25 protein-coding genes are annotated in these 25,069 nt (G+C 57.7%); 15 read left to right on the top strand and 10 right to left on the bottom strand.

Annotated features, from left to right (window positions below; genetic code table 11):
• Positions 1–165: 165 nt before the first annotated feature.
• The gene (locus H8K20_RS12820) at positions 166–1,527 is read right to left on the bottom strand and encodes an aldehyde dehydrogenase (protein ID WP_186488693.1); all 1,362 of its coding nucleotides are present in this window, start codon (positions 1,525–1,527) and stop codon (positions 166–168) included.
• A gap of 332 nt (positions 1,528–1,859) precedes the next feature.
• On the opposite strand from H8K20_RS12820, the gene H8K20_RS12815 reads away from it, so the two are divergent.
• The 3 genes from H8K20_RS12815 to H8K20_RS12805 are packed head-to-tail and all read left to right on the top strand — an operon-like array spanning position 1,860 to position 6,081.
• Positions 1,860–2,333, top strand: a complete 474-nt coding sequence (locus tag H8K20_RS12815) for a MarR family winged helix-turn-helix transcriptional regulator (RefSeq protein WP_186488692.1) — start codon at positions 1,860–1,862, stop codon at positions 2,331–2,333.
• A gap of 5 nt (positions 2,334–2,338) precedes the next feature.
• The gene (locus H8K20_RS12810; RefSeq protein WP_154866431.1) at positions 2,339–4,069 is read left to right on the top strand and encodes an ABC transporter ATP-binding protein; all 1,731 of its coding nucleotides are present in this window, start codon (positions 2,339–2,341) and stop codon (positions 4,067–4,069) included.
• On the top strand, positions 4,066–6,081 hold the full coding sequence (locus H8K20_RS12805) for an ABC transporter ATP-binding protein (protein WP_243206533.1): 2,016 nt from the start codon (positions 4,066–4,068) through the stop codon (positions 6,079–6,081). The genes H8K20_RS12810 and H8K20_RS12805 overlap by 4 nt, the downstream gene beginning before the upstream one ends.
• A gap of 190 nt (positions 6,082–6,271) precedes the next feature.
• On the opposite strand, the gene H8K20_RS12800 is transcribed toward H8K20_RS12805, so the two are convergent.
• Positions 6,272–6,697 (bottom strand): RrF2 family transcriptional regulator, encoded by a 426-nt coding sequence (locus H8K20_RS12800; RefSeq protein WP_186488691.1) that lies wholly within the window; start codon positions 6,695–6,697, stop codon positions 6,272–6,274.
• Between the two features lie 347 nt (positions 6,698–7,044).
• On the opposite strand from H8K20_RS12800, the gene H8K20_RS12795 reads away from it, so the two are divergent.
• Entirely contained in the window at positions 7,045–7,197 is a 153-nt protein-coding gene (locus tag H8K20_RS12795) for a hypothetical protein (RefSeq protein ID WP_164998160.1), read from the top strand.
• A gap of 92 nt (positions 7,198–7,289) precedes the next feature.
• Here H8K20_RS12795 and H8K20_RS12790 read toward each other — a convergent pair whose 3' ends face one another.
• The 4 genes from H8K20_RS12790 to rbr all read right to left on the bottom strand — a co-directional run bounded on the left by H8K20_RS12790 (position 7,290) and on the right by rbr (position 11,769).
• Positions 7,290–7,541, bottom strand: a complete 252-nt coding sequence (locus tag H8K20_RS12790) for a kinase to dihydroxyacetone kinase (protein ID WP_105204497.1) — start codon at positions 7,539–7,541, stop codon at positions 7,290–7,292.
• A gap of 425 nt (positions 7,542–7,966) precedes the next feature.
• Positions 7,967–9,025, bottom strand: a complete 1,059-nt coding sequence (locus H8K20_RS12785; protein ID WP_186488690.1) for an NAD/NADP octopine/nopaline dehydrogenase family protein — start codon at positions 9,023–9,025, stop codon at positions 7,967–7,969.
• 15 nt (positions 9,026–9,040) lie between these two features.
• Positions 9,041–10,711, bottom strand: coding sequence for a cobalamin B12-binding domain-containing protein (locus H8K20_RS12780; protein ID WP_186488689.1), 1,671 nt, complete (start codon positions 10,709–10,711; stop codon positions 9,041–9,043).
• Between the two features lie 515 nt (positions 10,712–11,226).
• Entirely contained in the window at positions 11,227–11,769 is a 543-nt protein-coding gene (rbr, locus tag H8K20_RS12775; protein WP_105204500.1) for a rubrerythrin, read from the bottom strand.
• Between the two features lie 183 nt (positions 11,770–11,952).
• Between rbr and H8K20_RS12770 the strand changes: the two genes are divergently transcribed.
• The 6 genes from H8K20_RS12770 to H8K20_RS12745 all read left to right on the top strand — a co-directional run bounded on the left by H8K20_RS12770 (position 11,953) and on the right by H8K20_RS12745 (position 15,778).
• Positions 11,953–12,276, top strand: coding sequence for an NIPSNAP family protein (locus tag H8K20_RS12770; protein ID WP_154866423.1), 324 nt, complete (start codon positions 11,953–11,955; stop codon positions 12,274–12,276).
• 38 nt (positions 12,277–12,314) lie between these two features.
• Positions 12,315–12,998: a LiaF transmembrane domain-containing protein gene (locus H8K20_RS12765; protein ID WP_186488688.1), complete on the top strand. Its 684-nt coding sequence runs from the start codon at positions 12,315–12,317 to the stop codon at positions 12,996–12,998.
• A 177-nt stretch (positions 12,999–13,175) separates the two neighbouring features.
• Positions 13,176–13,508 (top strand): hypothetical protein, encoded by a 333-nt coding sequence (locus tag H8K20_RS12760; protein ID WP_186488687.1) that lies wholly within the window; start codon positions 13,176–13,178, stop codon positions 13,506–13,508.
• A 42-nt stretch (positions 13,509–13,550) separates the two neighbouring features.
• Entirely contained in the window at positions 13,551–14,030 is a 480-nt protein-coding gene (locus H8K20_RS12755) for an RNA polymerase sigma factor (protein WP_105204504.1), read from the top strand.
• The gene (locus H8K20_RS12750; RefSeq protein WP_186488686.1) at positions 14,023–14,631 is read left to right on the top strand and encodes a hypothetical protein; all 609 of its coding nucleotides are present in this window, start codon (positions 14,023–14,025) and stop codon (positions 14,629–14,631) included. The genes H8K20_RS12755 and H8K20_RS12750 overlap by 8 nt, the downstream gene beginning before the upstream one ends.
• Position 14,632: 1 nt before the next feature.
• The gene (locus tag H8K20_RS12745) at positions 14,633–15,778 is read left to right on the top strand and encodes a DUF2974 domain-containing protein (RefSeq protein ID WP_186488685.1); all 1,146 of its coding nucleotides are present in this window, start codon (positions 14,633–14,635) and stop codon (positions 15,776–15,778) included.
• 72 nt (positions 15,779–15,850) lie between these two features.
• Here the strand turns inward: H8K20_RS12745 and H8K20_RS12740 are convergent, their stop codons facing one another.
• From H8K20_RS12740 to H8K20_RS12725, 4 genes are all read right to left on the bottom strand, one after another.
• Positions 15,851–16,474: a DUF4358 domain-containing protein gene (locus tag H8K20_RS12740; RefSeq protein WP_154866411.1), complete on the bottom strand. Its 624-nt coding sequence runs from the start codon at positions 16,472–16,474 to the stop codon at positions 15,851–15,853.
• Positions 16,475–16,606: 132 nt separating this feature from the next.
• Positions 16,607–17,602, bottom strand: a complete 996-nt coding sequence (locus H8K20_RS12735) for a nucleoside hydrolase (RefSeq protein WP_105204508.1) — start codon at positions 17,600–17,602, stop codon at positions 16,607–16,609.
• A gap of 363 nt (positions 17,603–17,965) precedes the next feature.
• Positions 17,966–18,904 (bottom strand): AEC family transporter, encoded by a 939-nt coding sequence (locus H8K20_RS12730; protein ID WP_105204509.1) that lies wholly within the window; start codon positions 18,902–18,904, stop codon positions 17,966–17,968.
• A 139-nt stretch (positions 18,905–19,043) separates the two neighbouring features.
• The gene (locus H8K20_RS12725) at positions 19,044–19,292 is read right to left on the bottom strand and encodes a YdbC family protein (RefSeq protein WP_164998163.1); all 249 of its coding nucleotides are present in this window, start codon (positions 19,290–19,292) and stop codon (positions 19,044–19,046) included.
• 578 nt (positions 19,293–19,870) lie between these two features.
• On the opposite strand from H8K20_RS12725, the gene H8K20_RS12720 reads away from it, so the two are divergent.
• The 5 genes from H8K20_RS12720 (at position 19,871) to H8K20_RS12700 (ending at position 24,854) form a co-directional block, all read left to right on the top strand.
• The gene (locus H8K20_RS12720) at positions 19,871–20,497 is read left to right on the top strand and encodes a 4Fe-4S binding protein (protein WP_186488684.1); all 627 of its coding nucleotides are present in this window, start codon (positions 19,871–19,873) and stop codon (positions 20,495–20,497) included.
• Positions 20,494–21,294, top strand: coding sequence for a protein-ADP-ribose hydrolase (locus tag H8K20_RS12715; protein WP_186488683.1), 801 nt, complete (start codon positions 20,494–20,496; stop codon positions 21,292–21,294). Before H8K20_RS12720 ends, H8K20_RS12715 begins: the two co-directional genes overlap by 4 nt.
• On the top strand, positions 21,218–22,105 hold the full coding sequence (locus H8K20_RS12710; RefSeq protein WP_186488682.1) for an SIR2 family NAD-dependent protein deacylase: 888 nt from the start codon (positions 21,218–21,220) through the stop codon (positions 22,103–22,105). Before H8K20_RS12715 ends, H8K20_RS12710 begins: the two co-directional genes overlap by 77 nt.
• A gap of 470 nt (positions 22,106–22,575) precedes the next feature.
• On the top strand, positions 22,576–23,175 hold the full coding sequence (locus H8K20_RS12705; RefSeq protein ID WP_186488681.1) for a helix-turn-helix domain-containing protein: 600 nt from the start codon (positions 22,576–22,578) through the stop codon (positions 23,173–23,175).
• A gap of 2 nt (positions 23,176–23,177) precedes the next feature.
• Positions 23,178–24,854, top strand: a complete 1,677-nt coding sequence (locus H8K20_RS12700) for an AMP-binding protein (RefSeq protein WP_186488680.1) — start codon at positions 23,178–23,180, stop codon at positions 24,852–24,854.
• Positions 24,855–25,069 lie beyond the last annotated feature (215 nt).

The following is a 25,069-nucleotide window of genomic DNA, read 5'->3' as shown; positions in this document are numbered from 1 at the left end:
TGTCCCTGTTGCCCCTGTGGCCGGCAACACCGAGAGCATTCCGGGCACAGCAGCACACTTCTATAAAATGCTTTCGCCGTTGACAGCGCACATATGCGGCAAAAACCATACCCCGGACCCGGCGGCAGCGGTATGTAAAGACCGGTGGAGTGAGCTGGGTACCAGTCAGTGCATCAGCAGCTGCAGCAGTCCCAACTTGTGCCGGTAGGGGGGATAGCGAAACGGGATATCCAGCCAGCAGCCCTTTTGCACCACAGCTTTATAGTGGCTAAAGGTGTCAAAGCCGGCCCTACCGTGATACTGGCCCATGCCGCTGGCCCCCACTCCGCCAAAGGGCAATAAGGGGCTGGTCAGGTGGATGATGGTATCGTTTACACAGCCGCCGCCAAACGGGCACGCAGCCAGCACCCGGCGGCGTACATCGTGGCGCCGGGTAAATAGGTACAGCGCCAGCGGCTTGGGGTAACGCCTGGTAAAGCTAATGGCATCATCCAGTGTGTCGAATACCTGCACCGGCAGGATCGGGCCAAATATCTCGTCCTCCATGGTGGGGGACGATTCGGTGGCCCGCACCAGCGTGGGGGCGATCTTCAAAGCTGCCCGGTCGCAGTCACCACCCAGCAGTACCTCTTCTTTTAACAGGTAACCGGCCAGCCGGTCAAAATGGCGGGCGTTGACCACGCGCGCCAGATCGGGGCTGTGCAGCGGGTCAGACCCGTAAAAGCGCTCGATAGCTCGCGCGACCTCACGCAGCAGCCGGGGCAGGACCTGGCGCTGCACCAGCAGGTAATCGGGGGCCACACAGGTCTGCCCTGCGTTTAAAAACTTGCCCCACACGATACGCCGTGCCGCCAGCGGAATGTCTGCCGACTTCTCCACGATGCAGGGCGATTTGCCCCCCAGCTCCAGCGTCACCGGGGTCAGGTGCCGGCTGGCTTTCTCCATTACCAGCTTGCCTACCCGGGTACTGCCGGTAAAAAAGATGTGGTCAAAAGGCAGGTCTAAAAGTGCCTGGGTCTCCTCCACACCGCCGCATACCACCTGCACCCAGCCGGCGGGTAGGCAGTCTGCCAGCAGTTTTTTTAGAGCGCGGGCGGTGTGCGGCGCATACTCAGAGGGCTTGACCACGGCACAGTTGCCGGCGGCAATGGCTGCCACCAGCGGCTGCAGCGTCAGCAGCAGCGGGTAGTTCCAGGGGGCGATGATCAGCACCGTGCCCAGCGGTTCAGGCGTCACGCAGCTCTTAGAGGGGTAGTGCAGAAACGGCATGGGCTGTGGCTGCGGTGCCGCCCACTGCCGCATGTTTTTTACGGTGTGCCCAATATCCTGCAGCAGCAGGCCCAACTCGGTCTCGTAGCTCTCAAAGGGGCTCTTGCCCAGATCCAGTTGCAGTGCGCCCAACAGCCCCTTTTTGTGCTTTTGCAGAGCAGCGTATAAATGGCCCAGGGCCCGACGGCGCTCCGAGAGGCGGCGGGTGGTGCCGGTATCGTAAAAGTTGTGTGCAGCGGTGAGAATTTCGGTGTGCATGGCGGACCTCCCCAACAGTGTTCCTTTACAGGCATTGTACCACGTTTGCCCCAAACAGCCTAACGAAAAACAGCGAAAGGCGGGCCTGTACCGGTAAAAAATACGCCTGTTTACAGGATAACTGTCTATAATTCACAATTTCGTTACAAACTGGCTGTTGCAAATTACTATAGAGACGCGTATAATAAGGTGCATTAATAATTTACAAGGTTAACTATTTGTGTGAGACAGCGGCAGTAAAAAGCTCCGCTTTGCCGCCGCCAGTGACGTCCAAAAAATGCTGTGCAGGGCTATTGTCTGTGCGGCAGACCAATTTTTTCAGGGGGGGTATTATGGACAGGGACCAGGAGCAGGCGCGCCGCTTTTTAGAGTGGGGCTGTTCACTGGGAGCCAGGCGCCTGCGCAGATCGCCAACCGGCGGCCTGTTTCACGGCGAGATGGCAGTGATGATGCACCTGTATAACGCCGATCAGCAGGGCATACAGGGGGTCACTCCGTCACAGCTGGCCAAAAAACTAGAAGTCAGCCGGGCCTCGGTGACGACTACCCTCAACGGGCTGGAGGCCAAAGGCTTTTTACAGCGCACCGTCAGCCCCAGCGACCGCCGCCGGGCAGTGATCACCGTCACCGATCAGGGCCGTCAAATGATCGCCGGGCGCGTCCAGCGCGCGCTCGACAGCTTGGCCTATGTGGCCAAACAGATGGGGGAGCAGCAGTTCGACGAGATGCTGCGCCTGTGTCAGTTGGCCGTTGGCTACATGCGCGACTACCACCAATTACAGCACGAAACAGATAAGGGGGAGTAGAAAACGTGTTAAAACTCAAAAAATACGTCAAGTACTACCTGTGGCAGATCGCAGCGGTATTTATACTGCTGTACTTTCAGGCCCAGGCAGATCTGGCACTGCCAGACTACATGTCCGATATCATCAATAACGGTATTGCCGTAGGCGACCTCGATTACATCCTGCCCGCCGGCCTCAAGATGTTGGGAGTGGCCCTCATCGGCACGGTGTGCACCGTGGCGGTGGGCTTTTTGGCCGCCCGCATCGCCGCCGGTATCTCGATGCGTCTGCGCGACGATGTGTTCGAAAAGGTCGAGAGCTTTTCTCTGACCGAGTTCGATCACTTCGGCGCCTCTTCGCTCATCACCCGCACCACCAACGACATCCAACAGGTGCAGATGGTGGTGGTGATGATGCTCCGCTTTGTATTCTACGCCCCCATCGTTGGGGTGGGCGGCGTCATCCGCGCGGTGGGCAAAAGCGGCTCGATGTCCTGGCTCATCGCCGTGGCGGTGGTCATGATATTGACCCTCATCATCGTGCTGTTTGCGCTGGCAATGCCCAAATTCAAAATGGTCCAGAAGCTGGTAGACCGCCTCAACCGGGTCACCCGCGAGTCGCTGGTGGGCATGCTGGTCATCCGCGCTTTCGGCAACGAGGCCCACGAGGAACAGCGCTTTGACGACGCCAACAACGATCTCACCAAGACCAACCTCTTTGTAAACCGCATGATCACCCTGATGATGCCGGCCATGATGTTGGTGATGAACCTGCTGACGGTGGCCATCGTGTGGGTGGGCTCTTACTTTATCGATGCCGGTACACTGCAGATCGGTGACATGATGGCCTTTATCCAGTACGCCATGCAGATCATCATGGCGTTCCTCATGGTCTCTATGGCCTTCGTCATGATCCCCCGGGCCAGCGTCTCGGCCCAGCGCGTGTTCGACGTGTTGGAGTGCGAACCGGCTATTAAAGACCCCAAAACGCCGCAGGCCCCCAAAGCCGACCAGACTGGTGTAGTGGAGTTTAAAGACGTGAGCTTTGCCTACCCCGGCGCCGACGAAAACGTCATCCACAACGTCTCTTTTACCGCCCTGCCCGGCCAGACCACGGCCTTTATCGGCTCAACCGGCAGCGGTAAGAGCACGCTCATCAACCTCATCCCCCGCTTTTACGATGTCTCGCAGGGGCAGATATTGGTCGACGGCATCGACGTGCGGCAGATGAGTCAGCACGACCTGCACCAGAAGATCGGCCTGGTGCCGCAAAAAGGTATCCTCTTTACCGGCAGCATCGCCGACAACCTGCGCTTTGGCGACCCCGAGGCTGAGCAGGACGCCCTGGAGGAGGCCGCCCAGATCGCCCAGGCCACCGAGTTTATCGACGAGAAGCCCGAGCGCTTCGAGACCGAGGTCTCTCAGGGCGGTACCAACGTGTCCGGCGGCCAAAAACAGCGCTTGGCTATCGCCCGGGCACTGGTCAAAAAGCCCGAGATCTACATTTTTGACGACAGCTTTTCGGCCCTCGACTTTAAGACCGACGCCGCTCTGCGCCGCGCCCTAAAACCCAAGACCAAAAATTCTACCGTGCTCATCGTGGCCCAGCGTATCTCCACCATCATGCACGCCGAGCAGATCGTGGTCATGGACGACGGCGAGGTGGCCGGTATCGGCACCCATCAAGAGCTGATGGAAAACTGTGAGGTCTACCGCGAGATCGCCCAGTCCCAGCTGTCAAAGGAGGAATTAGCATGAGCGCCGCCCAGAAACGCCGCCATGGGCCCATGGGGGGCGGCGGCATAAAACCGGCCGGAGAAAAGGCCAAAAACTTTAAGGGCACCATGAGCCAGCTCATCGGCTACATGCGGCCCTACTATGTCAAGATCATTCTGGTGTTCGTCTTTGCCATCGCCAGCACGGTGTTCGTGGTCACCGGCCCTAAAATATTGGGCCGCGCTACCGACAAGATCGTCGACGGCTATGTACAGCGCACCGCCTATAACCAGTTTATGGACAATATGCCCGACGGGTTCAAGGCTCCGGCCGGTATGACGGTGGGGGACCTGATGGAACAGATGCCCGCCGAGGCCCGCGCCCAGATCGAGGAGAAGATCCCCAAAAACAACCTGAAAAAGGTAAAGGACCTCGACCTCTCGCAAAAACCCACTATGGATTTTGACGGTCTCACCCAGATCCTCTTGTGGTTGGTCGCCCTGTACGCAGTCAGCGCCGGCTTCTCCTATATCCAGGGCTTTATCATGACCGGCGTCTCGCAGCGGGTCAGCTACAACCTGCGCCGCGATATCTCGCAAAAGATCAACCGCTTGCCGCTGGCCTATTTCGACCGGGTCTCTCACGGCGAGGTGCTCAGCCGGGTGACCAACGATGTAGATACGGTGTCGCAAACACTCAACCAGTCCTTAACCCAAATGATCACCTCGGTGGCCACTGTGCTGGGCGTGCTGTATATGATGCTCTCGATCTCGGTGTGGATGACACTGGTGGCGCTAGTCATTCTGCCCATTTCCATCGGCCTTATCATGCTGGTGGTGCGGGTATCGCAAAAGCACTTCCAAAACCAGCAGCGCTTTTTGGGTGAGGTCAACGGCCATATCGAGGAGATGTACTCCGGCCACAATGTCATCAAGGCCTATAACCGCGAGCAGATCGCCGTCGATCAGTTTAAGACCATCAACAAAAAGCTGCACGGTTCCGCCTGGAAGAGCCAGTTCCTCTCTGGCCTGATGATGCCCATCATGAACTTTGTGGGCAACCTGGGCTATGTGGGCATCTGCGTGCTGGGCGGCTGGATGGCTGTCAATGGGCAGATCAGCATCGGCAATATACAGTCGTTCATCCAGTATTTGCGCCAGTTCAACCAGCCCATCGCCCAAATGGCCTCCATCGCCAACGTGCTGCAGTCCACCGCGGCCGCAGCCGAGCGGGTGTTCGAGTTCCTGGCCGAGAGTGAGGAGGAGCCCGACGGCGATAAACTGTCGGCCCCCGCACAGGTGCAGGGTTCGGTCACTTTCCAAGATGTCTCGTTTGGCTACCGCCCCGACGACCTGATCATCAAAAACTTCTCCTGCGATGTGAAACCCGGCCAGCGCATCGCCATCGTCGGCCCCACCGGTGCCGGTAAGACCACCATCGTCAAACTGCTCATGCGTTTTTACGATGTGAGTGCGGGCTCTATCCTGGTCGATGGGGTCAACATCAAAGATATGAAGCGCCACGATCTGCGCGATATGTTCGGCATGGTGTTGCAGGATACCTGGCTGTATGGCGGGTCTATCAAAGAGAATATCCGTTACGGTAAGCTGGACGCCACCGACGAAGAGGTATATGCCGCCGGCAAAGCTGCCCATGTGGAGCACTTTGTGAAAACACTGCCCGGCGGGTACGATATGGAACTCAATGAGGAAGCCAGCAACATCTCACAAGGCCAAAAGCAGCTGCTCACGATCGCCCGTGCTATGGTCTCTGATCCCAAGATCCTCATTTTAGACGAGGCCACTTCCTCGGTCGATACCCGCACCGAGGTGCGTATCCAGCGCGCCATGCACAACCTGATGAAGGGCCGCACCAGCTTTATCATCGCCCACCGCCTCTCCACCATCAAGGATGCCGATCTCATCCTAGTGATGAAGGACGGCAACATCATCGAACAGGGCAACCACGACGAGCTCATCGCCCAAGGTGGTTTCTACAAGACCATGTACAACAGCCAGTTCGAGTCGGATGATGACAGCGTGGCCGCCGACTGACCTCAAATAGAATGCACCGCGGCTGCCCATATGACCGGTAAATCGTTTAAACCTTTGTGCGTCACACTTAAAAAGAGACCGGGACGCCCCTATCGTGGGGCCCCGGTCTCTTTATTTCTAAAGCCCACCTGCAGCAAACTGAGCTGCGGGTGGGCTTTTTTGGTATGCATCCATACTGGTAAACGGTCTATCACTCGGCAGGCGTTTGCTGGTCGTCGGCCTGCAAGATCTCGGTCAGGCTGTGGGCCCGCAGTTCGGCGTCAAGCACCTTCTGGATGCGGCACAGCTCGCGGTTGACCATACATTTGCGGTCTCCGGTATTGTTGATACAGTCGTAACCATTTTCCACGCACTCATTTAAAAACAAGCTGTCTGAAATAGCCGAGGCGATGTCCAGCAGTGTGGTGTGGTCGGGGTCGCACGACAGTCGGTAACCGCCGCCCTGACCGCGGATCACCGTCACCAGCCCCGCCCGGCTCAACTTCTTGAGTATCTTGTAGCCAAACTCGGTGGGGATGCTCTCCTGCTCGCATATCTGCTTGATGTTGAGCTTTCCGCCACCCGCCAACGCGCGTACCGCTCGAAAAGCGTAATCGATCTCTCTGGTAATAAACATAGTCGCTAAGCCCTCATCCTTTTCTCCTTGGTTGTTTTTATCATATCAAAAAACAGAGTACAGGTCAATTTTTACAGGAGACACTTGTATTTGTACAGGTGACAGGTCACTGTGTACAACTATAGCTGTGTCTACGAACCCAAAACAGGAATTATTTACACAGAAGTCACACAGGATAAAGAAACTCAAATCCATAATGCGTATAATATCGAAAAATAAATACAATAAGTATAATATAAAGATGGCATTAAAATGCAAAAAAATGGGGTTTCTACACGTATGTTCTTGAGCTGGCTGGATGAATATGTTATACTGCCCCTAACATGACCAGAAAGGAAGTGCCGAACATGGCCTGTGAGACCAGCAAAAACAAAGATACCTGTCCCTGCACTGAAAAGTGCGAGAACCACGGTCACTGCTGCGCCTGCATCGCGCTGCACCGGTCCGAAGGTGTCAACGCCCCCGTGACCTGCATGCTGCAGAAGTTCGACAAGAAGTAAATATTTAACTGGGCAAAAAGCGGCCGGGGACTGATCAGTCCCCGGCCGCTTTTTAAACAATATATAAGCCCATGGGTTAAGTAGATGACCGGCTATCCCTTTAACCCGCGCGACTGCCGGTCCATGTCCTCGATCACGATATCAAAGATCTCGCCCAGCGTGGCACAATAGGCCAACACCAGCCAGGGCTCGTTGGTGTGGTAGTGGATCTTGATCAGATCCTCGTCGCCGGTCGCCAACAGACAGTCTCCCGCAAAGTGGTCCACAAAATAGTCGTGGATGGCGTCCTCGTCCAGCCCCTCACCTTCGATCAGCAGTTGGGTGTCATATCTATACGTCAACATATGCTGTGCCTCCTCTAATAGCTCACTTTATACTGCCAGCTTACCACGGGATAAAGTCGCCGTCAACGCACATCGCACCAGATCATCTGGTGATAAGGTTTTTCTGGGGGACATCGTCTCGCAGCGACTATTTATCTTGTCTATCCACCTGATCAGTGTGCTCCTTAGCGGTAGCTTTCCCCGAGGGCTACACGCTAAACGGCCGGTAAGCGACGTGTAAGTACCAAAAGAGCAGGCGCTTTAGGGGAATTTCGGCAAGTATATTTTGGCCGGCTCTCTACCTGTCAGGTCGAGCTCGCATTTTGCCAATGGCATCTCAATGTCCCGCAGCCAAAGACACAGCAGTACCGCCTGAAAAAATGCCCCGGCCATCAGGCCGGAGCACGTCCGTCAATTTCGGCCGATCCCCACCAGTGCGCTGGGTATTACTGCCGCAGCAGCACCGGTTCGCCGTGAATGCCGTCAAGGCTGGTGATCTGCCGGCCAGTGCCCTTAAAATCCACATTGTAGAGCATACAGGCCAGGTTGATGGCAGTATCGATATAAGGTGTATCCACATCGATCAGATCGCCCACGCTGGCAATGGGCACCAGCCCGGTGGGCACATCTTCCCACACATAGCGAGTATCGGTGCTCTTGGGCGCGTACACGTCATTGTAAGCGGGGTTATTTTGAATGGCGTCATACAGGGTGTCGCCGCTGGCGCCGTATACCCGCAGCAGCCACTGCATGGCCGTCTCTACCTCTACGCCCATGCGCCGGGCCACCGCTACCCGCTCCTCGTCGATATGCGAGATAAACGAGGCGACCATCGGCGTGATGGCCTCTTTGTAAAACAAAAACGTCTGCCCCGACTCAATGCGGGTAAAGTTAAATAAGATCGGGGTGGGGTGAAAGATCATCCCGATGTTGGTGAGACCGGTATAGAGGATCGAGGGCACCGCCTGCACCGTGGGAAACAGCTGCTGCAGCAGCTCTACCGTGCGCTGGGTGCGCTCGGGCTTTAGGCAGGCGAACTTTACGTCTTTTTTGATGGAGTAGATGATGGGATGGTTGATTTCGTGGTTGCGGCAGGTAAAGATCAGCGTGTCCGTCTCGCCGATGGTCACGTCGGCCGTACAGCCGCTCTCGGCCAAAATATTGGCAAACTCGTACGAGCCAAACGTGCGGCCGGGGTTGAGCACCACGACTTGTCCATCTTTTAAGTAGGGGGCCATCTGCCGCGCCAGGTGGCGGTGGGCATCGGCCGAAGAGGCGATCATGATCAGCTCGCTGCCGGCCAGTGCCTGGCCCAGATCATGGGTCACCAGCCCGGCTTTCACCGAGGCGTTTACCACCCCCGAGAGGTAAATATCCGGCTCGCGGTTAAAAAAGGCCACCTTTTCCGGGTTGCGGGTGTACATCGATACCTGGTGCCCGTTGTGGATCAGGTATCCGGTAAAAGCCGTGCCGCCGTTGCCGCCGCCAATTACAGATATTTTCACAGTTTTTCCTCCCCTCTAGTCCTGTGCCTGCACCGCTGGCGCGGTGACGGCAGCCCATTCCTGGGGAGTGCACAGCCCCTGCAGACGCTCTCTTTCAGTCAGCTCGCGGCCCGCCTGGCGGTCATAGGCCACACAGCGGCCGCCGATAACAGTGGTGTACAGGTTGCCCACAAATTCGCCGCCCTTAACGATGTGGGGCGCATCGATAAAGCCGCGCTTGATGCAGTCGGCAATGACTTCAGGGCGGGTGAGCGCGTCGTCACGGCCGTAGAAAGCGCAGATAAAGCTCAACAGGTAGCGCACCTCGCGAATGAGCTGGTTTTTGCGCTCGATGACGCGGGGGTCTTTGGCCAAGTCTACCCGGTCCTCCAGCGTGGTCTTGATCACACCGCGCACGATCTTGCAGCTCTCGATGACGTCTTCGGGCGAGGCGATGTGCTCAGCCTCACAGAAGCCCACCACGTGGATGATGTGGGGCTGGATGGTCATCTGTAAAAAAGTGGTGGCCGCCAGCTGACCTTTGGCCACATCCAGGTCGGCACTCAAAAACGGCAGGCCGGCCCTGGTCTGCCGGTAGGTGGTAAAGGTGTCATCGTGCAGGCTCTCCACCAGCTCCACCATCGCCAGCACCCGCGCCAGGTCCATGGGGAAACTCAGCGTGTTGGGGACGTTAAACATGTACTGCGAGATATAGTGGCGCACCCCGGCATTTTTGGCATTGAGTGCAGCTATATAGCTCATGGCCACCGACATGGTGTCGTGGGCGTCGCGCAGGCCCCAGTGGTGGGGCTCGTTGGCCTCTACCGGTATACCGCGCTCGGCGTGCCACCGCATCAGCTCTACCGCCTCGCGCACCGAGGTATCGATATCCCGGTCGCCGCGGCCGTCTAATTTGTTGTACCAGCACAGCGGCACTGCGCACCAGGCGTTATTTAAGGTGTCCTTTAACAGCTGGGCCATATCGAATACGTCGGCGGTGCCGCTGTAGCAGCGGATCAGCGGGTGGTTGCCGCGCTGGGTGGCCTCTTTCAGTGCCACAAAGTCCTCGCGGGTGCGCAACGGTACCCCGCCGGCCCCCTCAAAGTCGGGGTTGCGCTTCTCGGGGTGGAAGAAAAACTGCTGAGTGTTCTGGTCAGGCCCTACCGACACGATGTCCAGCACCCGGCTGTCGGCGATCTTCTCAATGCCGGCCACCGTCTTTTCTACCGAGGGCTCGCCGTAGTGGTGCCGCAGCAGCGGGTAGGGGTACTTGTCGTTTATCCGCTCCACCAAGCTGTCACTGTACTTCTCCTGTTCCTGTGGGCGGCGCCCATTGCGCAAAAAGTAAAGCGAGTCGTCGATGTCGTCGGTCCCGTTAGAGATATAGCTGAAAAAGTCGGTCTCCTCGGCTACTTTGGCTACCGGCCCGGTTCCGCCGAATACCCAGGTGGTCTCAATGCCGTTTTGGTGCACCTTGTCGATCAGCTCTGCCAGCAGCGGCCGCACATTTTCCGGCGTCAGGCGATAACCCACCGCCACCATGGCCGGCTTATGCCGCAACACCTCCTCAACGATGCGGTCGACGGGGATGGCCGGCCCCAAAAACACGGTGTGGTAGCCCTCGCGTTCGGCCAGCTGCAAAAAGTGCACCACGCCGCCCACGTGTACGCAGTTGCCCAGCGAAGCGCCCAGTAAGATCTTATCCATAGTAAAAACCTCCTCTTAAAAAGCGGACTCACAAACAAAAAAACTCTATACAAAGTCCTAGCAAACATTTGTGTAGAGTGGAGGATACAGAAACCTATTGGATTTTTAAAGAAAAATAAAAAGGCCTTATCTCAAAAAACTACTATCACAGTCTGCTAAAGGAAATACCTCCATAGGTCGGGGCGGGTCTGGCACCCCTCTGTTTTCTCTAGTATACCAAAAAAATGGGCAAATCACAATGAAGATATTGTGAATTTTATGAATTAAGCGTGAACAGGTGGAGGTTTAAATGGCGATTTTGTATGAAAAGCGTAAAAATTGATTACAGCATTTTGTCGCAGTTTGCAGAAAAAGCATACCTTTTTGTCGGTCGGCGGTGATCTCTGTCGGCCAAAAATTTTAGCCTACAGCGGCCATTAACTGCGGTATGGCCCGACAGCCGGCACGCATATAAAAGGGGAGATACGCACAAAAAGTCCCGGCAGCATCGGCTGTCGGGACGGATGTGACGAAAGTTATTTGTAGCTCTCGCATTTGATCGCAAAAAATCCTTTGGGGTGATGACATGCGGGGCAAAACGCCGGCGGCTCGGTCCCTTCGTATTCGTAACCGCAGTTTTGACACTGCCATTTTGCCGGAGCAGTCTTTTTGTAAACGCTGTCCTGGGTCATATTCTCAATCAGACTGCGGTATCGCTCCTCGTGGGCCTTTTCCACTTCGCCGATCTCGACGAACAGTTTTTGCAGCTCGGTAAAGCCCTCGTCTTCGGCCTGCTTGGCAAACTGTTCGTACATCTCGGTCCACTCGTAGTGCTCGCCCGAGGCGGCGTCCAGCAGGTTTTCCATGGTGTCTGGTATACCGCTGTACAGGATCTTGAACCACACCTTGGCGTGCTCCCGCTCATTTTGTGCGGTCTCGGCAAAGATCTGGCTGATGGGCACATAGCCCTCCGACTGGGCAGCGTCGGCGTAAAAGCGGTACTTGGTGTGGGCCAGAGCCTCGCCGGCCAGAGCGGTCTTGAGGTTTTTTTCGGTTTGGGTCCCTTTTAACGACTTCATGGGTAGCTCCGTTTCTCCGGCGGATGGTATTGTGCCGCTGCGCCGTGGCCGCCGGTAGGCGCGCGGGAAAGCCGGGGCTTTCTTTATACTGTATACCGTCGATTGCGCAAATATGCCTGGCTGTGCTACAATAAGACTGTCAGGGCCGCGCTCTGGCAAACATATATAAAGGCGGTATGAGTTATGTACGAACTGCGCATCTATCACATAAACCCCGGCAAGCTAGACTTAGTGGTGCAGCGCTTTGAGCAGCACACCTTCCACATTTTCGAGCGCCTGGGTATCCAGGTAGTCGATTTTTGGGTCGACTGCAGCGGCGACGACACGCTCTACTACATCGTCAAGTGGGCCGATAAGGCCGAGATGGACGAAAAGTGGGGCCTGTTCGTGGACGACGCCGAGTGGAAAGCCGCCTACGCCGATTCTGAAAAAGACGGCGAGACCGTACACACCATCGAAAATCACCTGATGGAGCGGCTGGCCGGCGCGCCCCAGAACTGGGCGTAAAGGCAGGCTCTCTCAGCTTACTAGAAAGTGAGGACAATATGGGTAAGCGCATCTCGCGCACGGTGTTGGGGCTCTGCATAGCGGCAGTGGGCATCGGGTATTTGGGCAACCAGTTCTCCTGGTGGCATTTCGACCTGTTTTTTGAGGGCTGGTGGACGCTGTTTATCATCGTTCCCTGCCTGGTTGCCATCATCGAGAGCGGCCCTCACCTGGGCAATCTCCTGGGGCTGGCTTTTGGCATATGTCTGCTGCTGCACCAGCAGGGGGTCCTGCGGCACGGGTTCATCCGGCGCATCGCGCTGCCGGCGGCGCTGGTCATACTGGGCCTCTACCTGGTATTCAGTTCCTTTTCCCGGCGCCGCAGTGTCCAGTATAAGGCCGGCTCTGGCGGCGCCGACTTTACCCAGCATCCCGAGTACCTGGCTATCTTTTCATCCGATTATCCCAAAAATGCGGCCAAACAGTTTGCCGGTGGCAGCGCCACCGCCGTTTTTGGCAATTTGGAAGTCGATCTGCGCGAATGCGCACTGATCGGCGACTGTAAATTCGAGGCCACCTCGGTCTTCGGCCGGGTGCGGATCTTTGCCCCGGTAGATTGCCAGGTGCAGATGCACAGCGTGCCCATCTTGGGCTCAAACCGCTGTAGCGTCATCGCTCAGGGTCAGGGCCCGGTCCTGCATATCGAGGCCACCTCGGTATTTGGCCAGGTCGAGGTGCTGTGAGCGGCCGATAGGTACCGTGTAAAAAAAGAGGAGTCGACCACCGCGTCGGCTCCTCTTTTGCCAAACGGGGCAATAAAAAATATTTTTTGGTGCAAGATTAGAGCGGTCTCATACGTGTTCTCTGTGCAGGGCCGCTCACCGCGGCGCTGACACCACTGTATACAGGAGGAAATATTTATGTACTTTGCCAAGATATCGCTGGCTATCAGTTTGGCCGGCATGCTGCTGGCCGCCCCCGTGCGCACTGCTGCCACGCAGGTGCAACAGCCGGCCGAAGCCACTGCCCCTGCGGCGGCAGCCGCCTATCAGCAGCCTGTTGAGACCGCACCAGTCTGCCCCCGTGAAGACTGTCCCCGCGCAGATTGCCCCTATGCCCCCGGTACGTGTTCGGGCGGCTGTGCGCAGCAGCGCGGGGCGTGCCCAAACGGCGCCGGTAACGGCGGGCGGGGGAGTGGCCATCACAGCGGCGGGCACGGCCAGCAGCGCCGTGACGGCAGTTGCCGCCAGTAGGAGGCTTTTAAACAGCGTTACAGCGTAAAGAGGGTGTAGAAGATGCAGCAGCGGCAGGTAGAGGAGAGCATAGCCCGGCACGGCGACACGGTGCGGCGGGTCTGTTTTTTATACCTGTCCTGTTATGCCGATGTGGAGGATGTATTTCAGGAAACTTTTCTGCGCCTGCTCACCCGCAAAAAGCTGTTTGCCGATCAGGAGCACCAAAAAGCTTGGCTCATACGGGTGGCCCGAAATCTGTGTACCGATCTGCTGCGCCGCAAAAAGCGCCACCCCGCACTGTCGCTGGAGGAGTACGATCACCCCATCCCCCAAAAGGAGGAGAGCGGCCCGGTGCTGGAGGCGGTGCTCGGCCTGCCGCCCAACTACCGGCTGGCCATCTACCTGCACTGTGTCGAGGGTTACGCCGCCGACGAGATAGCAGCCATGGTCCACCGGCGGCCCAACACGGTCTACAGCTGGCTGCACCGGGGCCGGGCGCTGCTGCGCCAAACACTGGAGGGGGGGACGACCGATGCGTGAAAATCTAGACGAGCAGCTGCGCCGGGCTTTTGCCCCCATCGAGGCAGAAGAGCCCATACGGCAGCAGGCAGTTCGCGCCGTGCGTGCCGCCGCCCCAGCCAAACACCGCCGCCACAAGCTGCGGCTGGCGTTTGGCTGCCTGGTCTTGGCACTGGTGCTGGCTGGCGGCGGCTGGTACCGATATCTGGACCCGTCGGCACGGGTGGTGGTGCAGGCCGATGTGCCGGTAGAGCTGGCGGTAAACCGGGCCGACCGAGTCATCGCGGTGCAGGCCGATGGCTCCAGCGAGCTGCTCACCGACCTCGATCTCAAGGGCAAAGAGGTGGGCGAAGCCTGTTCGCTGCTGTATGCGGCGCTGGCCGAGCGCGGCCAGCAGCCCCAGATAACGGTGCACTGCAACGACTCCCAGCGCAGGCAGCAGCTGCAGCGGCGCTGCGGCCAAGGTAAGGCTTCAGCCAGTCAGGGCTCGGCTGCTGCCCAGCCGCAGGGCAGTCAGAGCAGCGCCCAACAGGGTCGGGAGCAGAGCTGTATCAGCTCGGGCAGCTGCGGACAAAAAACCCAGATCGAACGCCGCCAAGGCCATGCCTGGCAGGAGGAATAATATGCCCAATATACTGGATTATATCGACTGGCGAGGCGATCTGCGCTTTGCCGAAGCCCCGTTTTGCGAGGTGGATAACCTCATTTTCTCCTGGCTCGCCTATGTGGATTTCGGCGGTGTCTTATCGGGTGATGGTCCCGCCCAGTCCATCCCTCTGGCCGAGGCTGGGCGCCGTTATGCCGCCACCCACGACCCGGCCGAGATGGAGGATTCGGGCTGTATCACCCGCACCTCTATCCTGCTTTTGCACCGCATGGCCCAAAGCCGCCGCTACGCCGATGTGCAGCTGTGGGGGTATGTGTGCCGCCGCGACCGCGACCAGGTAGAGCAGTTCGCCGCCGTGTGCTGTAGCTGTGACGGTGGCTGCTATGTGGCGTTTCGCGGTACCGATAACACGCTGCTGGGCTGGCGAGAGGACTTTAATATGGGCTTTATGCCGGTAGTCCCCTCACAAAAAGAGGCCCGGCGCTACCTGGAGCGCGTCGCCGCCGCCTGCTCTGTCGGGCTGTGGGTGGGCGGCCACTCCAAGGGGGGCAACCTGGCAGTTTACGCGTCGGTGAACGCCGACCCGGCCGTGCAGCAGCGCATCCGGGCGGTATACAACAACGACGGGCCCGGCTTTTTGCAGGCCATGTTCGAGAGCGAGGCCTACCGCCGGCTGCAGAGCCGCATCCACACCATTATTCCGCAGTCATCGGTGGTGGGGGTGCTTTTGGAGCACAGCAGCCAGTATACCATCGTCGCCAGCGATGCCGTGGGCATGATGCAACACGACGCCATGAGCTGGCAGGTGCTGGGCGGCGCGTTTGTGTATGTGCAGCAGCGCACCCGCAGCAGCGAATTTCTCGACCAGACGCTCAGCGGCTGGCTGGCGGCGCTCACCCCTGAGCAGCGGGGCCGCTTTGTCGATACGCTGTTTACCGTCCTCGACTCCACCGGTGCCGCCACCTTCGACGAGATGTCTAAAATGGGTCTCTCCACCTTGGCGCCAATGCTGCGCTCGCTGGGCGGTATTGACCGGCAGACCCGCAAGATGTTGGGCGAGATGGTGGCGAGCCTGTTCCGGGTGTGGTCGGCGCTGTTGTCCCAGCAGTTGGCGCTGGCCCGCCCTGCCGCGACAGCGTTTCCCGTTAAAAAGGAAAAATAAAAGCGGTGCGGCGGTATACCGATATACCGCCGCACTGCTTTTTTGTGCATCAGATCATTTTTTGGTGGCAGACTACTTGCTGAAAGCCTTGTCGATGATATCGATACCGCGTTTTACCTGGCCGGTGGCAAACTCCAGCAGGTGGTCGGCGCCGTCTTCGATATCGCCGGCTACATCACCGACTGTGCTGCCGACACTGCCGCTCTCCGACCCGGCCGATGACGACCCAGCCGAGCTGCTGTTGTCAGACAGATCTTTGTCTTTGCCCAGCATCACAAAGAACACATAGTCGCCGTGGCGGCGCACCTGGGCGCTCTTTAATTTGGCGGCGTTCTCAGGGTGGTTATCGGCGTCGGCGGCCAGCTTTTGCTGGTGTGCTTTCAGCGCCTTCTCCACATCGTCAGCTCTGCCGTCTTTGGCCTTGATGGCGATAAAGGTATCCACATGCTTGGTCATCATCGGCCCCTCGGCAATGACCTCATCCACCCAGCTCTCATCAATACCGTATGAATCCTTGAGCATGTTGTTGTCGATGGCTACCGAAGGCAGGTAGTCGTCGCCGTACTCTTTTTTGATATCCTCGTGGATCTGGCGCAAGCTCACATCGCTGGTGTTGGAGTTGGAGTCGCTGCCACATCCCACGAACAGGCCGGCACTCAGGCAGAGCACCGCCAGCAGAGAAAGAACTTTTTTCATGGTGTTTCCCCCTACATCTGTGTTTATTTGGTATGTGCGGTCACCACTATTGTGCCAAAACGCCGCGCCGATATGCGCTGTGCGCAAAAAAGGGCCGCCCATCTGGGCGGCCCTTTAAAAATGTTCAGCTGTTTAAAAATTTTTGCAGCGGTCCAGCAAGATCTTGGCAAACAGGTCGCGGTCGGCGTCCAGCGCCACATAGCAGTTGTCAGGCTGGTTGTGGAAGTGGCGGGTATCGATGATGGTCTGCCCATCGGCAAAACCACCCGAGATATCTACATCCACCCGGGTAAAGCGCACGTCTTTGAGCACGTTGGGGTCGATCAGATAGGCCACGCACAGCGCGTCGTGCATAGGGGCCAGGTCGGGCTCGTGCAGCGGCTGGAACTTGTTGTAGGCGGTGGTGCGGATCTCGATCATGTCGGCGATCATGTCGCCCACGGGGTTGTGCAGGGCCAGAAAATCGGCTTTCTCGCTATAGCGGGTAGAGGCCTTGTGGGTAGCGTCCAGCGGTACCAGCGTGATCTTGGCGCCGCAGGTCAACACGATCTGTGCCGCCTCGGGGTCCAGCCAAATGTTGAACTCCGCCGCCGAGGTGGTGTTGGTCTGGTCTTTGCCGCCACCCATGATCACGATCTCCTCGATGTTGTCCACCACCGACGGGTCGGCTCTCAATACCATGGCGATATCGGTCAGCGGGCCGACCGGCACCAGCGTCACCTTTTCGGGGCTGTTTTTAATGGTATCTATGTACCAGGTGACAAAGTTTATGTCCAGCGGTTTAATGGTCGCCTTACCGTTGCCGATCTCTTTGGGGTGGTAGGCGATCTCGTTGCCGTTTTCGTCATACTGGGTCGATGGGGTCTGGGGCTGGCACAACCGGCCGGGGTTCAGGGTGCGCACCAGCGGGGTGGCGGCGCCTTTAATGACCGGGATACGGTCCTGTGCACCCAGCAGCTCCACGACTCGCAGCGTGTTCTCCAACGTGTACTCCAGCGCCTGGTTGCCATTTACAGCACATACGCCCAATACCTCTACTTCCGGGGCCAGCGCCGCCAGCATGATCGCCACTGCGTCGTCCGAGCCGGTATCTACATCCAATATGATCTTTCTCACTCTATCTGCCATGATCTCATTCTCCTTTTTATCTCTTATTGGTTGGGTCACTACTCTCTAGTATAGGGGTGAACGGTGTGTCCGTCAACAAATAATTTTGCGAAATGTACAAATAGAGATTAAAAAAACGCCAAAATATATACAAATGCTCAATATATATTTTAAAACACTTATGTAAATAAGAAAATGCTTACAATCAAAGCGCTGCGATAGAAAGGCTGGATATCTGTCCTCCCTTCCTGTCCCGCACAGCCGGGCAACTTAGATCGCAGCGCTCTCTGCCCGCTTCCGTGCCCGATCAAAAAAGGCCCGGCCACATAATTGGCCGAGCCTTTTTACTGCTGTCAAAACCGTGTCAAAAACGTTACCGCGCGCCTACAGCACCGCCCCGGCCAAAAACATAATGGCCGGTATGGTGATCACCGAGCACACCGTAGTCACCGCCACCACCTTGCCGGCGTACACGTCGTCCGAGCCAAAAATCGTGGCCATCATGGCGGTGGCGCTGGCCGCCGGGGTAGAGGAGGCGATCAGGTTCACCATCACTGCCATCTTGGCCCCGGCAATACCGGTGCGCATAATCAGTGCGCCCAGCCCCAGCACCAGCAGCGGGCAGAGCACCAGGCGCAACAGGGCCACTTTAAACACCCGCACCTCGCTCAGGATCTCTTTGGGCCGCACGTTCGAGACCAAAATGCCGATAATGATCATCGAGGCAGCGGTGTTGATGTTCGAGATGCTCTGCAGGGTACTGGTGAGGATCGAGCCCACATCTATCTGCAGGATATAGATGATAAAACCGATGACGGCACCGATATTCGAGGGGTTGAGCAGGATCTTTTTGGCGTTTAACTTGTACCGCCCACCCGATACTTCCCGTGCGCCATACGTCCACATAAACAGACCCGAGGCACAGATGAATCCGATCAGAAAAAATACCCCGTCCGGCCCCAGGCTGGCCTGTATAAGCGGAATGCCGATAAAGGCGGCGTTGGAGTAGCACACCGCAAAGCGGTCGATGCCCCGCCGGTCGCCATCGGCCCGGCGACAGGTCAGCTTCGAGATGATGATGAGCAACACCTGAATGATAAGGCTCATGGCGATAGACAGCAGCCACAGCGAAAACTCGCTCTTCTTAAAGGGCCGAATAAACGAGTTGATGATCAAAATAGGCGACACCAGGTAGAGCAGAATGTTGCTCAGCGGTGCTTTCAGGTCGTCGGTGATCTTGCCGGCCTTTTTTAAGACCACGCCGCAGGCGGCGATGAGCACCATCACAATGACCTGCTGCGATACTGCCAGTGCTGTTTCCATATTGTCCTCCACTATCCTCTCACAAAACCGTGGCGGTGCCCCGCCGGTGAAAACGCGCCCGCCGCCGCAGAGCGGACATAAAAGGATAGCCAAAGACAGCGCGCCGGCCGCCTTTGGCTACAAGTCACACAGTTGCCCTTTACAGAGCGGGCTCGTCGTCGGGGGCCTCCAGCTCCATCTCCATCAGCAGCTCTTTTAAAGAGTACAGCTCCTCTTTGGTGATGGTGACGCCTTTCCCCATTTTGCTGCCGTCGGGGGACCACTCGCGAATGTCGTATTTGGGCTCCCGGCCATTCCAGCTGATGAGGTTTAATTCCTTGGTCCAGCCCTTGGCGTTCTCGCTGAGCACGCCGATCTTGTCCGTGATCTCGTATTTAAATTCTGCCATAATGGTGTATCGTCCTTTCGCCGTATTGTCGCCGCGGCACCACTGCCCCGGCGGCTTCACTTTTAAAATCTTATCATGTTTGGCGGCAAAAAGAAACTGTTTTTTGCAAAGTAGCCGCTATAAAAATATATCGGCATTCCTACCAGCTCGCAGTATAGTCTTGCCGCCCCGCCGCTCAGTCATACCATCTTGGTCCTCTGTACGGTTTAGACGGCCATCAAAACAGCGCTGCCTGTTAGGCAGTTTTGGTCTGCCGGCAGTGGGGCATGTACTGCCGTGTGCCCAGCGGCGGCAGGTAAAACACCGGGTGGTGGATATTTAGGCGTCAGGTGCGATAGCGGTGGCCGATGGTGGTGCCATCTGTCTCCCATCTGCCACTGCCGTGCTTTTCTGTCCGTGCGTACTGGGCGTCAGTTCGCTACTGCTGTGGCCGCTCCGGTATACTGCAAACAGTGGCTATACATAAATAGTATCTAAAAGATACCATGTTACGAAAAAGTGCTTACTTTACAGCCAGGTGCTGGCGGGATATGTTGTAAGTAGTAAGTAGAAAATATACTGCCCGGAGGTGCCATATCGTGACCGCTCAGGATTACCTGTACATGCTCAGAGATCAAATGCATACTGTCGTGCTCGCCACCGTCGGCAGCGATGGCAGCCCCTATACCTGTGCCATCGATATCATGCTTGCCGATACCGGTGGTCTCTACTTTCTCACGGCCCGCGGCAAGTCTCTCTATCACCGCCTGCAGCAGGATTCCCGGGTGGCCCTGACCGGTGTCTCAGGGGGCGATACGCTGTCCAGCCGGTCTATCTCGCTGCAGGGGCGGGTGCGCGAGATAGGCTCGGCCCGTCTGCCCGAGATCTTTGCCCAAAACCCCTATATGCAAAAGATCTATCCCAGCGCCGATAGCCGCGCTGCACTGACTGTATTCTGTCTCTATACCGGCAGCGGTGAGTACTTTGACCTCAGCTGTCAGCCCATCTTTCGCCAGCGGTTCTCCATCGGTGACGGGGTGTTACAAAAAGTGGGATATTATGTAACGAAACGCTGCACCGGCTGCGGCCGCTGTCAACAGTCCTGCCCACAAAACTGTATCGACTGTTCGCGCGTCCCGGTGCAGATCATCCCATCTGCCTGCCTGCACTGTGGCCGCTGCCAACAGGTGTGCCCCCAAAATGCTATCGAGAGGAGCCGGTCATGACCCAGCAGCAGCGCCTGCAAGACCTCATCCAGTACCTGCTGGCCGAGCGTCCCGACGGCAGTACATTGGCAGTCCCCCAGGACTTACACGGTCAAAAACAGATGTTTCGGGCGCTGCGCAATCTGCGCCCGCCCCAACCGGTATCGCCCGAGTTTTTACAGCTCCAAAACGACTATCTCCAGGCCGAGCTGGCCTTGAGGGGCACCGTCTCACTGGCCGATATACCGGCAGCCGAGCCGGGCCTCTACCTTTGGCGGGGCGATATCACCCGCCTGGCGGTAGACGGCATCGTCAACGCCGCCAACAGTGCACTGCTGGGCTGTTTTGCGCCTTGTCACGGCTGTATCGACAACGCCATCCACAGCGCCGCCGGGGTGCAGCTGCGCCAGGCCTGTGCCGATATCATGCGCCGACAAGGCCATCAGGAGCCCACCGGGCAGGCCAAGATCACCCCGGCTTTTAATCTGCCCTCCCGGTATGTGCTGCATACCGTGGGGCCCATCGTCTGTGGCCGGCTCACCGCTCAAGATCGCCGGCAGCTGGTCAGCTGTTACCGGGCCTGCCTGCAGCTGGCGGTGCAAAATGGGCTCACCAGCCTGGCTTTCTGCTGCATCTCCACCGGTGAATTTTGCTTTCCTGCCCCGGTCGCTGCCCAGATCGCCGTAGATACCGTCCGCCAGTTTCAAAAGCAGAGCGCTAACAAATTGGAGGTGATCTTTGATGTCTTTACCCCGAGCGACTACCGGCTCTACAGCCAGCTGCTTGCAAATAGAGCAGCTGGCAGCTGGCATCCGTAAGGCCGATGCCCTGATCGTCGGCGCCGGTGCCGGCCTGTCGACCGCCGCCGGTTTTACCTATAGCGGCTCCCGTTTTTACCGCCATTTTGCCGATTTTTACCAGAAGTACGGCTTTACCGATATGTATGCGGGTGGTTTTTACCCCTACGCCACGCCGGAGGAGTACTGGGCCTACTGGAGCCGCTATATCCTCATCAACCGCTATGGCCAGCCGCCGGGCAGAGTCTACAGCGATCTGTTGGCACTGGTGCGCGGCAAAGATTATTTTGTGCTCACCACCAATGTGGACCACTGCTTTCAAAAAGCCGGTTTTGACAAACAGCGCCTGTTTTACACCCAGGGCGACTACGGCCTGTGGCAGTGCCAAAAACCCTGCCATTACAAGACATACGACAACGGGCAAACGGTAAGGCAGATGGTTGCCCGGCAGCGCGATATGCGCGTCCCCACCGAACTGATTCCCCGCTGCCCGGTCTGTGGCGGACTTATGACCATGAACCTGCGGGTGGACGGCTGCTTTGTCGAAGATGTCGGATGGCACGCCGCTGCCGGCCGCTACCGTGACTTTTTGCACCGGCACCAAAACGGGGCGGTACTGTATCTCGAGCTGGGGGTGGGCGGCAATACGCCCGGCATCATCAAGTACCCGTTTTGGCAGTTTACCGCCCGGCAGCCCCGATCCACCTATGTCTCGGTCAACACCGAAAAACAAAAGGTCCCCCACCAACTGCAAGATCGAGCACTGTGTATCCAGGGCGATATCGACCCGATCCTCAAACAGGTCAAAAACTGCCTGGAAGCGGGCGAGTAGCCCGCTTGGCACCTTCCGATAGCCGCTCCGCTGCAGCTGTCGGCTGGTATGGGCTGCCATCGCCGTCAGGTCACAGCGCGCAAAAAAGTATTTGACAACCGCCGGGCAGTGTGCTATTTTGGATACAAATCCTCAATATCCCAAATGTGACGATAGGGACAGGATCGCAGCGGAGCAGCGCTACAGAGAGGGACCGGGTGGTGGGAGGTCTCGTGCTGGCGGCGATCAGATCACCCTGGAACAGTGTACCCAAAGGGCCGCGGCCCCGGTAGGTATCTCCGGCTTTTCACCGTTATCTGAAAGCGTGTTGTCTGACACGTCAGAGGGGCCCCTTTTAGTGGGGGCAACAAGAGTGGTACCGCGGAACCTATGCGTTTCGTCTCTTCGAGTTAGAAGAGACGGGGCGCTTTTTTTGTACCCCGGCGCAGCTGTTGCCGCGCCGGGATACGACCAGAGATGGAGGGAAGAACATGCTGCAAAACGAGATCCTACAAATAGCCGAGCGCATTCGCGGCCTGCGGGAGATGCTGGAGATTTCCACCGCCGAGATGGCCGAAGTCACCGGCATGACCGAGGCCGCCTACACCGCCTGCGAGCAGGGGGAAGACGATTTTTCATTTACGTTCCTGTACAACTGCGCCAAGCGCTTCGGCGTCGACATGACCGAGCTCATCACCGGCGATGTGCCCAAGCTCTCCTTTTACACCATCGTCAAAAAGGGGTCCGGCATGCCGATCGAGCGCCGTCAGGGCTTTGCCTATCAGCACCTGGCCTACCTGTTTAAAAACCGCAGCTGTGAGCCGTTTTTGGTCCGCGCCAAATACCGCCAAGAAGAGCAGGACGCCCCCATCGCGCTGTCGCGCCACAAGGGGCAGGAATTTGATTACGTGTTGCGGGGCAAGCTGAAGGTGCGCATGGAAGAGCACACCGCCGTGCTGGAGGCCGGCGACGCCATCTATTACGATTCCGGCCACGGCCACGGCATGATCGCCACCGGCGGTGAAGACTGCGAGTTTTTGGCCCTGGTGCTGGAGGAAAAACACAAAAAAGACAGAGAGGAGCGGGCCTAGAGATGCGAAAACTCATCTATCACGATTTTGTAAACGAGAAGGTGCGGCCTGACGGCACGCTGGAGTCCATCTCCTTTTGCGAGCCGCAGCACTTCAATTTTGCCTTCGATGTCGTCGACCGCCTGGCCGCGTCCCAACCCGACAAAAAGGCCATGATCTGGCTCTCCGAAAATATGGAGGAGCGGGTGTTCACCTTTGCCGATATGAGCCGCTACTCCTCTATGGCCGCCAATTATTTTGCCTCGCTGGGCATAGGTAAAGGCGATGTGGTGCTGCTGGTGCTGCGCCGCCACTACCAGTTCTGGTTCACCATCCTGGCGCTGCACAAGCTGGGGGCTGTGGCGGTCCCCGCCACCGACCAGCTGATGAAAAAAGATTACGTCTACCGCTTTAATGCCGCCAAGGTCAAAGCGGTGGTGGCCACCGCCCGGGGCGATGTGCTGCAGCATATCGAGGATGCGCTGCCCCAAAGCCCCACCGTACAGGTGAAGGTGGCGGTAAACGGCACCCGCGACGGCTGGGGCGATTTCGACGGCCAGCTCACCCGGTTTGCCGATACCTTCCCCCGCCCACAGGGGAGTGCCGCCACCGATAACGACGACCCCATGCTCATGTACTTTACCTCCGGCACCACCTCTTATCCCAAGATCGCCGCCCACAGCTTCACCTACCCGTTGGGCCACGTGGTAACTGCCCGCTGGTGGCACAACGTCGACCCCGACGGGGTGCATTTCACCATCTCCGACACCGGCTGGGGCAAAGCGGTGTGGGGAAAACTGTACGGCCAGTGGCTGTGTGAAGGCTGTGTATTCACCTTCGATTTCGACCGTTTCGACGCCCACCAGATCCTGCCGCTGTTTGCCAAATACAACATCACCACCTTCTGCGCGCCGCCCACCATGTACCGCTTCTTTATCAAAGAAGATCTCACCCAGTACGATCTGTCGTCGCTGCAGTACTCCAACACCGCCGGCGAGGCCCTGAACCCCGAGGTATATAAGCAGTGGTATAACGCCACCGGCTTAAAGCTGATGGAGGGTTTTGGCCAGACCGAGACGACCCTCACCATCGGCAATCTCATCGGCATGGAGCCCAGACCCGGCGCTATGGGCAAGCCCAACCCCCAGTACGATATCGATATCGTCGCCGCCGACGGCCACAGTGCCGTCCCCGGCGAGATGGGCGAAGTGGTTGTACGCACCGATAAAGGCCACCCCCACGGCATGTTTATCGGCTACTATCTCGACGAGGAGAAGACCCGCGCCGCCTGGCACGATAACGTCTATCACACCGGCGATATGGCTTGGCGCGACGAGGACGGCTACTACTGGTTCGTGGGCCGCACCGACGATCTCATCAAGTCTTCTGGCTACCGCATCAGCCCCTTCGAGATCGAGAGCGTCATCATGGAGCACCCGGCCGTGCTCGAGTGTGCCGTTACCGCCGCCCCCGACCCGGTGCGCGGCCAGGTGGTCAAGGCCACCATTGTTCTCACCCGCGGCTACACCGCCGGCGACGACCTCAAAAAAGAGATACAGACCTACGTCAAGCAAAATACTGCTCCCTACAAATATCCCCGTATCGTCGAGTTCGTCACCGAGCTGCCCAAGACCATCTCCGGCAAGATCCGCCGGGTCGAGATCCGCGGCGAAAAACAGCAGACACCGCCTGTTGAGTAAACAGCAAGCCGCACCCTAAAACACCGCACCCCGCGCACGGTGACAAACCAAAAGAGAGAGCCAGACCGGTCACCGGTCGGGCTCTCTCTTTTTTCTGTCTGTCGTTTTCCGTTTAGACTGGCTATACCGCAAGACCCCAAAAGGGGAGATAAGCGCCTTTTATAAAGTAGTTTCTCTATCAGGCCGCGTCCGCTTAGCGGCCCATCCGCGGCCAT

The sequence above is a fragment of the Neobittarella massiliensis (ex Bilen et al. 2018) genome (assembly GCF_014269355.1).
Lineage (GTDB): Bacteria > Bacillota > Clostridia > Oscillospirales > Ruminococcaceae > Neobittarella > Neobittarella massiliensis.
The sequence above is the reverse complement of the archived record's forward strand: the minus strand, read 5'-3'. Positions and strand labels throughout refer to the sequence as shown.